The sequence below is a fragment of the Delftia sp. GW456-R20 genome (assembly GCF_001622915.1).
Lineage (GTDB): Bacteria > Pseudomonadota > Gammaproteobacteria > Burkholderiales > Burkholderiaceae_C > Comamonas > Comamonas acidovorans.
The window spans coordinates 1723966-1736526 of sequence record NZ_LWCN01000004.1 but is presented as its reverse complement, the minus strand read 5'-3'; the positions used below and the strand labels follow the sequence as shown (position 1 = coordinate 1736526).

The 12561-nt window shown below is 67.6% G+C and carries 11 protein-coding genes; 2 read left to right on the top strand and 9 right to left on the bottom strand.

From position 1 onward, the window contains the following. The 5 genes from A4F85_RS13115 to yjgA all read right to left on the bottom strand — a co-directional run bounded on the left by A4F85_RS13115 (position 1) and on the right by yjgA (position 6004). Entirely contained in the window at positions 1–1947 is a 1947-nt protein-coding gene (locus tag A4F85_RS13115) for a MacB family efflux pump subunit (protein ID WP_063326820.1), read from the bottom strand. 2 nt (positions 1948–1949) lie between these two features. Next, positions 1950–3131 carry an efflux RND transporter periplasmic adaptor subunit gene (locus tag A4F85_RS13110; protein ID WP_013803516.1) on the bottom strand — a complete coding sequence of 394 codons (1182 nt, stop codon included), beginning with the start codon at positions 3129–3131 and terminating at the stop codon, positions 1950–1952. A 178-nt stretch (positions 3132–3309) separates the two neighbouring features. Then, a complete protein-coding gene (locus A4F85_RS13105) occupies positions 3310–4521 on the bottom strand; it encodes an ABC transporter substrate-binding protein (RefSeq protein WP_012204238.1) in 1212 nt (403 codons plus the stop codon). A gap of 207 nt (positions 4522–4728) precedes the next feature. Then, positions 4729–5334: a molybdopterin adenylyltransferase gene (gene mog / locus A4F85_RS13100; RefSeq protein WP_063326819.1), complete on the bottom strand. Its 606-nt coding sequence runs from the start codon at positions 5332–5334 to the stop codon at positions 4729–4731. Then, positions 5327–6004, bottom strand: coding sequence for a ribosome biogenesis factor YjgA (gene yjgA, locus A4F85_RS13095; protein WP_034391380.1), 678 nt, complete (start codon positions 6002–6004; stop codon positions 5327–5329). The genes mog and yjgA overlap by 8 nt, the downstream gene beginning before the upstream one ends. Before the next feature lie 66 nt (positions 6005–6070). Between yjgA and pmbA the strand changes: the two genes are divergently transcribed. After that, positions 6071–7480 (top strand): metalloprotease PmbA, encoded by a 1410-nt coding sequence (pmbA, locus tag A4F85_RS13090; protein ID WP_012204243.1) that lies wholly within the window; start codon positions 6071–6073, stop codon positions 7478–7480. Between the two features lie 55 nt (positions 7481–7535). On the opposite strand, the gene A4F85_RS13085 is transcribed toward pmbA, so the two are convergent. The 4 genes from A4F85_RS13085 to A4F85_RS13070 are packed head-to-tail and all read right to left on the bottom strand — an operon-like array spanning position 7536 to position 11459. Beyond that, a complete protein-coding gene (locus A4F85_RS13085) occupies positions 7536–8375 on the bottom strand; it encodes a fumarylacetoacetate hydrolase family protein (protein ID WP_063326818.1) in 840 nt (279 codons plus the stop codon). A gap of 47 nt (positions 8376–8422) precedes the next feature. Continuing rightward, positions 8423–9403 (bottom strand): Bug family tripartite tricarboxylate transporter substrate binding protein, encoded by a 981-nt coding sequence (locus A4F85_RS13080; RefSeq protein WP_197485488.1) that lies wholly within the window; start codon positions 9401–9403, stop codon positions 8423–8425. 32 nt (positions 9404–9435) lie between these two features. Further along, positions 9436–10617, bottom strand: a complete 1182-nt coding sequence (locus tag A4F85_RS13075; protein ID WP_063326816.1) for a CaiB/BaiF CoA transferase family protein — start codon at positions 10615–10617, stop codon at positions 9436–9438. Beyond that, positions 10614–11459 (bottom strand): HpcH/HpaI aldolase/citrate lyase family protein, encoded by an 846-nt coding sequence (locus A4F85_RS13070; protein ID WP_269447117.1) that lies wholly within the window; start codon positions 11457–11459, stop codon positions 10614–10616. The genes A4F85_RS13075 and A4F85_RS13070 overlap by 4 nt, the downstream gene beginning before the upstream one ends. A 113-nt stretch (positions 11460–11572) precedes the next feature. On the opposite strand from A4F85_RS13070, the gene A4F85_RS13065 reads away from it, so the two are divergent. Continuing rightward, complete coding sequence (locus tag A4F85_RS13065; protein WP_063326814.1) at positions 11573–12490, top strand: LysR substrate-binding domain-containing protein; 918 nt, start codon at positions 11573–11575, stop codon at positions 12488–12490. The last annotated feature ends 71 nt before the right edge of the window (positions 12491–12561 follow it).

Genomic DNA, 12561 nt, shown 5'->3' with positions numbered 1-12561 from the left:
TCAATCTCTGGAGAGGGCCTGGACGGGGTCCAGGCGCGCCGCGCTGCGCGCGGGCAGGAAGCCGAAGGTGATGCCTATGAGCGAGGAGCAGGCGACGGCCAGCACGATGGAGGCGGCCGAGAACGACAGCTGGAAGCTGGAGCCCGACAGGCTCACTGCCAGGCCCAGGCTCAGCGCCAGAGAGACACCCAGGATGCCGCCCACGATGCAGACCAGCACGGCCTCGATCAGGAACTGCTGAAGGATGTCCGACTGGCGCGCGCCGATGGCCATGCGCACGCCGATCTCGCGCGTGCGCTCGGTGACCGACACCAGCATGATGTTCATCACGCCGATGCCGCCCACCAGCAGCGCGATCATGGCGATGGCAGAGACCAGCAGCGTCAGCGTGGTGCTGGTGCGCGTGATGGCCTGGCGGATCTGGTCGGAGTTCCAGACGAAGAAGTCCTTGGTGCCGTGGCGTTCCGTGAGCAGGCTGGTGGCCGCCTTCAGCGCGATCTCGGCCGGCACCTCGTCCTTGATGCGCAGCGTGATGCTGTCCAGGTGGTACTTGCCGACCAGGCGCGTGGCGGCTGCCGTGTAGGGCACGAAGAAGGTGGGCGTGGAGCCGCCGAAGCTGTTTTGCGCGGGGCGCAGAACTCCCACGATCTCCACGGGCATCTCGCCCAGCATCACCACCTCGCCCAGCGGGCTGGGGTTGCCGGGGAAGAGCGCGGTGGCGGTCTTTTGGTCGATGACCGCGACCTGGGCGTGCAGGTCCACGTCGCGCTGGTCGAAGAACCGCCCTGACGCCAGGCGCAGGCCCTTCACGCGGAAATGCTCGAAGCCCACGCCCGTCACCTGGGCCATGGCCGCGTTCTCGCGGTACAGCGCCGTGACGCTGACCGACACATTGGGCGTGGCGCTGTCCACGTAGGGCTGCTCGGCCAGGGCCTGGGCATCGGCGGCGACCAGGGTCTCGATGGCGGCGGCGCGCGTGTCGCCGAAGTCCTTGCCGGGGAAGATGTCCAGCGTGTTCGTGCCCAGCTCGCTGATCTGGTTCATCACCTGCTGCTGCGCGCCGCGCCCCAGCGCCACCACCGAGACCACGGCAGAGATGCCGATGATGATGCCCAGCATGGTCAGGAAGGTGCGCAGGCGGTGGGCGTTCATGGCCCGCAGCGCCATGCGCAGCGCTTCGCCGAAGCGGTCGCCGAACATGCGCCAGGAGGCGGCGCGCGGGGCGGCTGTGGCCTCCAGCGGGGGCTTGCTTTCATGCGGGGCGCTGCGCCGGTCCGCGATGATGGCGCCGTCGCTGATCTCGATCACGCGCGAGGCGTGGGCCGCCACGGCCATGTCGTGCGTGACCAGGATGATGGTGTGGCCGTCGGCATGCAGCTCCTGCAGGATGCGCATGACCTGCTCGCCGCTGGCCTTGTCCAGCGCGCCCGTGGGCTCGTCGGCCAGGATGACGGCGCCGCCGTTCATCAGCGCGCGGGCAATGGACACGCGCTGCTGCTGCCCGCCCGACAGCTGGCCCGGCCGGTGCTGCATGCGGTCGGCCAGGCCCAGGCGTTCGAGCAGGGCGGCCGAGCGCGCATGGCGGTCCGTGGGCGCCGTGCCGGCGTAGACCGATGGCAGCTCCACATTGCCCTGGGCCGTGAGGTCGGCCAGCAGGTGGTAGCGCTGGAAGATGAAGCCGAAATGCTCGCGCCGCAGCGCGGCCAGCGCATCGGGGCCCAGCTCGCCGGTCTCGCGGCCGGCGATGCGGTAGCTGCCCGAGGTCGGATGGTCCAGGCAGCCGAGGATGTTCATCAGCGTGGACTTGCCCGAGCCCGAGGCGCCGACGATGGCCACCATCTCGCCGGCCTCGATGGTCAGGTCGATGTCCTTGAGCACGGCGACCGTGGTGTCACCGGCGGGGAACTCCCTGCGCAGTCCCCGCATTTGCAGCAATGGCTGGTCCATGCTCACATTCCCATGGGGTCGGCGGCGGGGGCGTTGTTCGGGCCCGCCTCGCCGATCACCACCTGCTCGCCCGCCTCCAGGCCCGAAAGCACCTGGGCCTGGGCATTGGTGCGCAGGCCGATGCGCACCTTGCGCTCGGCGACCTTGCCTTCGCCGTCGCGCACGCGCACGGTGTAGCTGTCATCCTCTGCCCGGCTGCCCAGTGCGGCGGCCGGCACCAGCACGGCCTTGTCGGCCTGGGCCACGCGCACGGTGACCTGGGCGGTCATGGAGGGGCGCAGCTTGCCGTCCGGGTTGGGTACATCGAACTGGGCGTTGTAGTAGATGGCCTTGGCGGCAGGCGTGGCCGCAGCGGGCGAGGCGCCGCCGCCCGCGTCGTTGACGATGGAGGTCGGTGCGGGCTCGATGCGCTCTATCTTCGCCATGTGTTTTTGGCGGTTGCTGCCCAGCGTGGTGAACCATGCCGTCTGGCCGAGCTGGATCTTGTCCACGTCGGCCTCGGCAATCTCGGCACGCACGGTCATCACGTCGAGCTTGGCCAGCATGACGATGGTGGGCGTGGTCTGGAAGGAGTTCAGGGTCTGGCCCTGCTTGGTGACCACGGCCACGATCACGCCGTCCATGGGCGCAACGATGCGGGTGTAGCCCAGGTTGATGCGCTCGGTCTCCACCTGGGTGCGTGCCTGCTCGATCTGGGCCTGCAGGGCGCCGACCTCGGCCTGGGCCGTGTCCAGCGCCGCCTTGGCGGCCTCATGGTCGGCGCGCGAGGTGGCGTCGGCCTGCAGCAGTTCCTGCTGGCGCTGGAAGGTGAGCCGGGCCTGGACGAGGGCCGCGCGCCGCGCGGCCAGCTGGGCCTGCAGCGCGGTGACCGAGGCCTCGGCATTGCGCAGCTTGATGCGCTGCGGCTGGGCATCGACTTCGGCGATCAGGTCGCCGGCCTTGACCTGCTGGCCCAGTTCCACATGCAGGCGCTTGACCTGTCCGGAGACCTGGGCGCCCACGGCAACCAGCTCCTTGGCATGCAGCCGGCCTACGGCCAGCACCGTCTGCTCCAGGTTGCCCACGGTGACGGCGGCCGTCGCGTACCGGGTGGCGGGCTTGGCGCTGGCCTTCCACAGTGCGCCCCCGGCGATGATGCAGGCACCCACCACGGCGCCAATGGTCCACTTGCGATTGAACTTCATTCTTCCCCTGCCGCGCGGTCGGCCGCAGGGGAAGAAGTTCCTGCCCGGCGCCGCGCCCAATGCTCGAACTTACCAGTCTGGCGCGGTTCGATGTCCCGGCATTGACCAAGGCATGGAGATTCAGTGGAGAAAAGCGAGGGGCGGGAGCGGCCGGGCTGCCCCCCGGCTCACCGCAAGTTCAGCGCCAGTATTGGCACTTGCTCTCGGCCTTGGTGGTCCAGACCTGCTCGGCCGGCAGCTTCTTGACCAGCTTGTAGTAGTCCCAGGTGCCCTTGGATTCGGCGGGGGATTTCACTTCCATCAGGTACATGTCGTGCACGTAGCGGCCGTCCTCGCGCAGGTAGCCGCTGCCGAAGAAGTCGTCCATCTTCATGCCGCGCCAGGTGGCCATGACCTTGTCGGCGTCCAGCGTGCCGGCCTTCTCCACGGCCTTGAGCCAGTTCATGGTGGCCGAGTAGTCGGCCGCCTGGATCTCGCTGGGGCGGCGCTGGGTCTTGGCCATGAAGGCATCGGCGAACTTGCGCGAGGCATCGTTCATGTCCCAGTACCAGCTGGTGGTGAACTGCATGCCCTGGGTGTTCTTCAGGCCCAGGCTGTGCACGTCGGTGAAGAACACCAGCAGGCCGGCCAGCTTCATGTCCTTGGTCACGCCGAACTCGCGCGCGGCCTTGATGGAGTTGATGGTGTCGCCACCCGCATTGGCCAGGCCCAGGATCTGGGCCTTGGAGTTCTGCGCCTGCAGCATGAAGCTGGAGAAGTCGCTGGCGTTCAGCGGCGTCTTGACCGAGCCCAGAACCTTGCCGCCACGCGCCTCGATGATCTTGGTGGTGTCGGCCTCCAGCGCATGGCCGAAGGCATAGTCGGCCGTCACGAAGTACCAGCTCTTGCCGCCGGCCTCCACCACGGCCGCGCCCGTGCCCTTGGCCAGGGCCACGGTGTCGAAGGCGTAGTGCACGGTGTAGGGGCTGCACTGCTCGTTGGTCAGCGCCGAGCTGCCAGCGCCGTTGTCGATGAAGACCCGCTTTTTCTCCTGTGCCACCTTGGCCATGGACAGGGCCGTGGCCGAGTTCGTGCCGCCAAACACCAGGCTGATGCCCTGCGTGTCAATCCACTCGCGCGCCTTGCTGGCGGCAATGTCGGCCTTGTTCTGGTGGTCGGCCGTCAGCAGCTCGATGGGCTTGCCCAGCAGCTTGCCGCCGTAGTCGTCGATGGCCATCTGTATCGCCACGGCGCCGTTCTTGCCCTCGACATCGGCATAGAGACTGGACATGTCGGTGATGAAGCCGATCCGAACCTTGTCCTGCTGCGCCAGGGCCGGCGTTGCCAGTGCGGCGGCGCACAGTGCCAGGGCCAGCGGTGTCATCAGCGATGTCTTGGGGCGTTGCTGCATGAAGTCTCCTTGCTTTGGATGGAAAAAGCCCGCTGCTGTTGCGCAGGGGCCGGGGTGATTCCATGCTGGCAGGGACAGGGGCCTGCCGCATTGGGGCAAGCACGGGCTTGGTGGCCCCGGTGCGACAGTCAGGCCGTGCGGCCGCAAAAAAGGCAGCCCTGAGGCTGCCTTGTTGGATGCACCTGAGGGGCCTCCTGGCCCTGGACCTCAGTCAGCAGTGCGCGGTGCGCGCACGGCATTCTTGGGCCGGAAGGCCTTGCACACGCTGTCATCCGTTTCCAGATAAGGCCCGCCGATCAGGTCCACGCAATAGGGCACGGCCGCAAAGATGCCGTTGACCGTTTGCGTGCCATCAGGGTTTTGCAGGCCTTGCAGAGTCTCGGCAATCGCCTTGGGCTGGCCCGGCAGGTTGATGATCAGGCTCTTGCCGCGGATCACCGCCACCTGGCGCGACAGAATCGCCGTGGGCACAAAGGCCAGGCTGATCTGGCGCATCTGCTCGCCAAAGCCCGGCATTTCCTTGTCGGCCACGGCCAGCGTGGCTTCGGGCGTGACATCGCGCGGCGCGGGGCCGGTGCCGCCCGTGGTCAGCACCAGGGAGCAACCTGCATCGACCAGTTCGATCAGCGTGGCGCTGATGCCGGCCTGCTCGTCGGGGATCAGGCGCGGCTCGAACGTGATGGGGTTCCTGAGCGCGCGGGTGAGCCAGTCCTGCAGGGCCGGCAGGCCCTTGTCCTCATAGACGCCGCTGCTGGCACGGTCGCTGATCGAGACGATGCCGATGCGCACAGCGTCATGGACGGGTTCACTCATCGTCAGCTTCCTCGCCAGCGCCGTCACCGTCCTCGGCAGCCTCGCGGCCCGTGCCGCCCAACTGCTGGCGAACCAGCTGGAACAGGTCGCGGTAGGCGCGGCCCTTGCGCTGGGCCAGGCCGGTGGATTCCTGCACATTGGCCTCATGGGCGCCCGGCATGTCCTTGCGGGCCTGGCGGATCAGGGCGCGCAGCTGCTGGGTGTCGGTGTCGGGGAAATGGTCCAGCCAGATGGACAGGGCCGATTCCTCGGCAATCAGGCGGTCGCGCCATTGCTCGGCGGCGTGCAGGGCCATCTTCTCGGCGGCCGAGCCGTTGTGCTGCTCGTCCAGCGCGGCGCGCACGGCGGCGATCTCGGTCTCGTCCAGCTTGCGCATGAGCTTGCCGACGAATTGCATCTGGCGGCGCTTGCCTTCGAAATTGGTGATGCGCTTGGCCTCGGCCAGGGCATCGGCCAGCTGGTCGGGCAATTGCAGGCGCTTGAACAGGTCGGAGCGTAGCGTCAGCAAATCCTTGCCGAGGTCCTGCAGGGCGTCGGACTCGCGCTTGAGATCCGTCTTGCTGGAGTCGGGGGTGCCTTTGAGTTCGGCCTTGAGCTGCAGGTCGAGTTCGCTGCCTTCGGCAACGAAGTGACCTTTGACGTAGTAGCCTTTTTTGGGTTTGCGTGACATGGGGTAGGGGACAAATGCAGTGGCGGCGCGGAGAGCGCTGCAGTGGCGGCTATCATAGCCGCCGCTATGAAAAAACCCCGTCCCCGCTCGGCAAGCACCGCCAAACCGCAGGCTGATTCCGGCTTCAGCTACAGCCAACCGTTTTTTGAAGACTTGGTGGACCGTGCCCTGGTCCACGCCAAGAAGCTCGGCGCCACCAACGCCGGGGCCGAGGCTTCCGAGGGCTGCGGCCTGAGCGTGAGTGTGCGCAAGGGGGCTTTGGAGACCGTGGAGCGCAACCGCGACAAGTCGCTGGGCGTGACCGTCTACCTGGGCAACCGCCGTGGCAACGCCAGCACCTCTGACTTCTCGGATGCAGCCATCCAGCAGACCGTGCAGGCCGCCTACGACATCGCACGCTTCACGGCCGAAGATCCCATGGCCGGCCTGCCCGATGCGGCCGACATCGCCCAGCCCGGCACCCACCGCGACCTGCAGCTGTTCCACCCCTGGGACCTCACCAGCGAGGCTGCGGCCGAACTGGCGCTGCAATGCGAGGAAGCCGCGCTGCGCACGCACAAGCGCATTACCAACAGCGAAGGCGCGGGCGTTTCGGCCCAGCAAAGCCATTTCTTCAGCGCCCACACCAATGGTTTCCGTGGCGGCTACGCCAGCTCGCGCCACAGCCTGTCGGTGGCGCCCATTGCCTCGCTGCCCGGGCGCAATGGCGAGATGCAGCGCGACGCCTGGTACAGCTCCATGCGCAACGCGGCCGACCTGGCCTCGCCCGAAGCCGTGGGCCGCTACGCCGCCCAGCGCGCCCTGAGCCGCCTGGGCAGCCGCAAGATCCCTACCACCGAATGCCCGGTGCTGTTCGAGTCCACGCTGGCCGCAGGCCTGCTGGGCAGCTTCGTGCAGGCCGTCAGCGGCGGCGCGCTGTACCGCCGCAGCACCTTCCTGCTCGACTCGCTGGGCAAGCCCGTCTTCCCCAAGCACATCGACATCACGGAAGACCCCTTCATCCTCGGCGGCAAGGGCAGTTCGCCCTTCGACGAGGAAGGCGTGCGCGTGCAGGCCCGCAAGGTGGTGGATGCCGGCCGCGTCGAGGGCTACTTCCTGTCCAGCTATTCGGCCCGCAAGCTGGGCATGAAGACCACCGGCAATGCCGGCGGGTCGCACAACCTGGTCATGACCTCGCGCCGCACCAAGGCCGGCGACGACCTGCCCGCCATGCTCAAGAAGCTGGGCACGGGCCTGTTCGTGATCGAGCTCATGGGCCAGGGCGTGAACTACGTGACGGGCGACTACTCGCGCGGTGTCAGCGGCTTCTGGGTGGAGAACGGCGAAATCGCCTTCCCCGTGCATGAGATCACCATCGCCGGCAACCTCAAGGACATGCTCAAGGGCATCGAGGCCGTGGGCGCAGATGCCTACAACTACGGCGCCAAGACCGTGGGCTCGATCCTGATCAACCGGATGAAGGTGGCGGGCAGCTGAGCGCTGGTTCAGCTCAAAAATAAAGCGGCTTTTTGAAGCCGCTTTTTTTGTGGATCTACACCACTCGCTGCCTCTGCACGCCCAGCCCCTCGATCCCCAGCTCCATCACATCGCCAGCCTTCAGATAGCGCGGCGGCTTCATGCCCATCCCGACTCCCGGGGGCGTGCCGGTGATGATGAGGTCGCCGGGCTCCAGCATCATCACGCGGCTGCAGTGGCTGATGAGTTCGGCGCAGCCAAAGATCATTGTGCGCGTGCTGCCGCTCTGGCGGTGCTCCCCGTTCACATCCAGCCATAGCTGCAGGGCCTGCGGATCGGGCACTTCGTCGCGCGTGACCAGCCAGGGGCCGATGGGGCCGAAGCGGTCGAAGCCCTTGCCCTTGCTCCACTGGCCACCGCTGCGGTCGATCTGGTATTCGCGCTCGGACACATCGTTGGCAAGGCAGTAGCCGGCCACATGCTCCAGCGCATCGGCCACGGACACATTGCGCGCGCGCTCGCCGATGACGATACCCAGTTCCACCTCCCAGTCCATGCGTGTGCTGCCCTCGGGCAGGGGGATGTCGTCGTCGGGGCCGCAGGCGCAGCTGGGCCATTTGGCGAAGAGGATGGGCTCCTTGGGAATGGGCATGCCGGCTTCCTCGGCATGGTCGCGGTAGTTCAGGCCGATGGCGACGAACTTGGACATGCCGCTCCAGGGCATGCCGATGCGCACCGGGCCTTGCACCAGGGGCAGCCTGGCGGGGTCGATGGCGGCCAGGGCCCGCAGCGCCTCGCGGCCCAACAGGCGGGGCGTGTAGTCGTCCAACAGGGCGGACAGGTCGCGGATCTGGCATTCGGCATCCAGCAGGCCGGGCTTTTCCTGGCCCTCGGGGCCGAATCTCAGCAGTTTCATGGAGTCTCCTTGGAATGCTCTGGAATGTCTTGAAATGGGCCGGCTGCTTAGTCCACCTGGATGCCTGCCTGCCGGATCAACTGGCTCCAGCGTGCCAGGTCGGCTGCCGTCTGCAGCCGCAGTTCTGCAGCCGTGGGGGCGTAGACGCTGGCGCCCATTTTGCGGAATTTCTCGCGCAGTCCCGGTGATGCCTGGGCCTTGTCCACGGCCTGGCGCATGCGCTGCACTTCCTGCGAGGGTGTGTCCTTGGGCGCGTACAGCGCAATCCACAGGTCGCCAACCAGGCCGGCAACGGTGTCGCGGGCCAGGGGCAGGTCGGGCAGGAACTCGCTGCGCTGGTCGGAGAACACGGCCAGGGCTTTGACGTCGCGGCTTTGCAGGTAGGGCATGGCCGAAGGCAGGGTGCTGATCAGCATCTGTATGCGCCCGGCCATCAGTTCGGTCATGGCCGGGGCCACGCCACGGAAGGGGACATGGGAGGCATCCACCTTTTCGGCGCGCTTGAGGAATTCCATGAGGATGTGCGAGTAGGTGCCGTTACCGGCAGAGCCGAAGAAGTACCTGCCCGGCTCCCTGCGCAGCAAGGCCAGCAGCTCGGGCAGGGTGGACGGCGCAAAGTCCTTGTTGACCAACAGCACATGGGGCACGCTGGCAATGCCGGCCACGGGCACGAAGTCGCGCAGCGTGTCGAAGCCGGGGTTGGCGAACAAGCCGGGGTTCATGGTGACGATGCTGGCTGATGTCAGCAGCCAGATGTTGCTGCCGGCTTCGGCGCGTGCCACGTAGGCTGCGCCGACATTGCCCCCGCCGCCGCCCCGGTTCTCGACCACCACGGGCCGGTCGAGTTCGCCGCGTAGCAGCGGCTCCATGACGCGCGCCACGATGTCGTTGGAGCCGCCCGGCGCGGCAGGCACCACCAGGGTGACCAGTTGCGCAGGGGCCGCGTGGGCTGGCAAAGAGAGCAGGGCGGCGTGGCCCAGGGCTGCCGTTGTGGCGACCCTGGTGAGCAAAGTCCTGAGAAAGGCCATGGTATGTCTCCTTCGTTGTATGGGCTGAGGGTTCATTCGGTCGGGGCAGGGTGATCGCTCCAGGCGCCCGGTGGCACCAGGTGCTGGTGCTCTCCCAGCGCAGGGCCCAGGCTGCGGATGGACCCGGGCGTGCGCGACAGGCGCGGAAAGACGTTGTGCATGGGCAGGGGCTGGCCGTCGGCATCGGGGATGCAGGTGATGCAGGCCCTGGCGCGCACATGCTCGTCGGCCAGCAACTGCTCCACGTCAAGCACCGGCCCCACGGTCACCTCCCATTGGCCGAAGTGCAGCAGGTTGTCCTGCAGGCTGCGCTGTGCCACAAAGCCGGCGATCAGCGCGTCCAGCGCATCGACATGTCGCAGCCGTGCCGCGTTGGTGGCGAAGCGGGGATCGCTGCACAGGTCCTTGCGGCCCATGGCCTCGAAAATCCGTTCGGCCATGCGCTGGGTGGAGCCCGACATCACCAGCCAGCGCCCGTCGGCGCACTGGTAGGCATTGCGCGGTGCGGCGATGTCGGCACGGTTGCCCATGCGCCGTGGCCGCCGGCCGGTGCGCTGGAAGATGGCAGGGTCGGGGCCGAGCACGGCCAACATGGGTTCCAGCAGCGACAGGTCCACCACCTGGCCGCGGCCACCATTGGTTTCCACTTCGCGCAGTGCGAACATGGTGGCGCCCACGCCCGCCAGGCCCGCGATCATGTCGGCCAGGCCGAGGTTGGGCAGGGCGGGCGGCTTGTCGGGAAAGCCATTCTTCTGGGCAAAGCCCGAGAAGGCTTCAACCAGGGTGCCAAAGCCGGGCCGTTGCGCATAGGGACCGGTCTGGCCCCAGCCTGAGATGCGCACGATCACCAGGCGGGGATTGCGCTGCAGCAGGACATCGGGTCCCAGTCCGAACTTTTCCAGTGCGCCGTGGCGAAAGCTCTCCACCAGGACCTGTGCCGATTCGGCCAGCTGCAGAAGACTTTGCACATCGGCCCCGTCATGCAGGTCCAGGCAGATGCTTTTCTTGTTGCGCGCGTAGATCTGCCACCACAGCGGCTGGCCGTCGTTCTTCCAGTCGCGCAGGGTATCGCCGCCCGGCGCCTCGACCTTGATCACTTCGGCGCCGAAGTCGGCCAACTGCAGCGTGAGCATGTTGCCTGCAGCCAGGCGCGACAGGTCGAGCACGCGGATGCCGCGCAGGGGCAGGGCGCCTGTGTTGTCCGTGGCGTTCATGCGGCTTCCCCGGTGCTGCGCAGCAACTGGCGTGCGCGCTCAGCAATGGGTGCATCGACCATGCGGCCGTCAACAGCCGCGGCGCCCTGTCCCTGCGCCAGCGCCTGTTCATAGGCCAGCACGGTGTCGCGCGCCTGGCGCAGATCCTCTTGGCTGGCTCCGAAGGCTGCGTGCACGGCCGCCAACTGGGCCGGGTGGATGCAGGCGGCACCTTGCATTCCCAGTGCGCGGGAGATCCGGGCCAGTTCGCCGAACTGCGCAAGATCCGCATAGCCGCCGATGCTGCCTGCCAGCCCCATGGGATGCAGCCCGGCTGACACGGCTGCGATGACCACGGCCTGTGCCGGCATGGCAAGGGCCTGGGGCGTGGGCGCCACGCCCAATGCAGTGGCGAAGTCCTCGCTGCCAAAGGCCAGCGACACCAGCCGGGGCGAGGCCTGGGCAATGTCCTGCAGGCGCATCAGCCCGGTGGGTGTCTCCACGATGGCCTGCAGCAGCACCGGCGGGCTGCCGTGGATATCGGCCAGGGCTGCGATGCGCTGCACATCGGCGGCAGATTCCACCTTGGGGATGACCAGGCCATCGCAACCAGCCTGCAAGGCGGCCTCGGTATCGGCCTGTGCCAATGCCCTGTCCGCGTTGATGCGCACCAGCACGGGGCACGGCCCGCGCAGGCTGGCGATGGCCGGTTGCAGCATGGCGCGGGCCTGCGCCTTCTGCGCCGGGGCAATGGCGTCTTCCAGGTCCAGCACGAGGGCATCGGCACCGCGCCGCCCTGCGCTGGCCAGCATGCGTGCGGAGGTTGCAGGAACATATAGCAGGGATCGGGGGCGGAACGGCATGGGGCTTGGGTAGCGGAGTGGCGGTAAGCACAATGTAGGCAGCACCTCGCAGCGCATGGCTGAGGAATTCAGAACCGGCCTTCGTGCAAATCGAACCCCTCTTCGGACCTGACATGGAATTGCGCCAGCTCAGATACCTGATTGCCGTGATCGATGCCCAGAGCATCACCCGCGCCTGTGATGTGCTGCACGTGGTGCCATCCGCCGTGAGCCACCAGCTCAAGCTGCTTGAGCAGGAACTGCAAAGCACGCTGCTGGTACGTGGCGCGCTGGGCGTGCAGCCCACGGCCACGGGCCGGCTGCTGTACGGCCAGGCACAGGCCATCCTGCGGCAGGTGGCCGATGCGCGGGCCTGCGTTCAGGTCGAGGAATCGCAGGTGGCCGGTTCTGTATCGGTGGCCATTGCGGGCAGCATCGCCCAGGTGCTGGCCGTTCCCCTGCTGGCCGCCTGCCGTGAGCGCTGGCCGGCCGTCATCCTGTCCATCCACGAAGGGCTGAGCGGCCATCTGGTGGAGGGCGTGCACAGCGGCCGCTTCGACATGGGGGTGCTCTATGCCTCGGAGGCCACGGCCAAGCTGGAGACGCGGCCCGTGGCACGCGAGCCTTTCTTCTTTGGCTGCGCCCGCGCCCTGGCGCCCGAGGCGGATGGCAAGCCCATGTCGCTGCAGGATCTGGCACGGCATCCACTGCTGCTGCCCAGCCTGCCCAATGCCACGCGCGGTGCGCTGGACCGGGCCTTTGCGGCGCTGGACACCGGCTACCAGGTGGCAGGCGAGGTGAACTCCACTGCCACCCAGATCGGTGCGGTGCGCGCAGGGCTGGGCGCCAGTGTGCTGCCGTGGATCAGCCTGCGCATGCTGCGGCCACGGCGCTCCACGGTGATCCGCCCCCTCGACGTCGAGCACCTCTACCGCGACGTGCTCACGGCCACGAAGCCGCAGGCCGTCCGCAGCCGGGCCAGCGCCATGGTGCTGGCGCAGCTGGAGCACTTGCTGCGGGATATCTACGCGCCCCTGGCTTCCCATCGCTGACTGCAGACCGCTGGCAGCCCGATGCCTGCATGTCGGCAAGGCGCTGTCCTACTGGATGTGCAGGGTTTGGG